This is a genomic window from Oleiphilus sp. HI0043, from assembly GCF_001634935.1.
Window position 1 is genome coordinate 1 of the sequence record NZ_LWEY01000108.1, and the last position, 768, is coordinate 768.

A 768-nucleotide genomic window follows, 5' to 3' on the forward strand; every position below is an offset into this window, starting at 1 on the left:
TATGATTGGCCAGTCGGCAGCATCGCGAGAGTCTAAATTTGGATCCGTTTCAGCTCCCCAGCGTTTTTGATACAAACCGTCAGGGTCATAGAGTCTCGACTGCTTTTCAAGATCGAAGTGGCGCCCTCCTCTTGGGTCAACCCCCACGCCTGCAATGTATTGCCAATTGCCCCAATTTACTGCCAAGTCAAAGTCAATGAGACAGTACTCAAACCAAGCTGCTCCATAGCGCCAGTCCACGCTCAATTCATTAACCAAACAACTGGCTGCGATTTGTCGGCCTCTGTTTGATAGATACCCCGTGTTTTTTAGTTCCTTCATGCAGGCATTGACAATCTTGAAAGGCGTTTCGCCTTCACACCATTTACTGAAGCGTTCAGGGTAGAAACTAGTAAGCGGGGGTGACTTTTTGGATCCTTGGAAACTAAATAGTTGGTCTCCTTTTAGAAAGTGCCACCATTGGAAATATTCTCTCCACAATAGCTCGACATATAGCCAACGAGATGAATCGTTAGACCCGTTTTCCTGTTCGTATTCAAGCAATTTCTTGATGACCTGGCGTGGAGATAGACAGCCGCTACTTAACCAGGGTGATATTTTGCTGCTGTTGGTCCAGCCGGATAATTCATTCCTTACTGTCTTGTAGCGACGGGGCGCATCACTGGAGAAATACTCGAACAGATGGCCAAACGCTTCGCGTTCACCACCGGTAAAGCGGAGCGAAGTCGTATTCACAGGAAGCCAATCAGGAATCTTCTCTGCTTCCAA

Annotated in this window: 1 protein-coding gene; it reads right to left on the reverse strand. The window is 47.5% G+C overall.

The genetic code is table 11. From position 1 onward, the window contains the following. A partial coding sequence (locus A3729_RS02075) for a DASH family cryptochrome (RefSeq protein WP_156497586.1) occupies window positions 1-768 on the reverse strand: 768 nt, incomplete at both ends.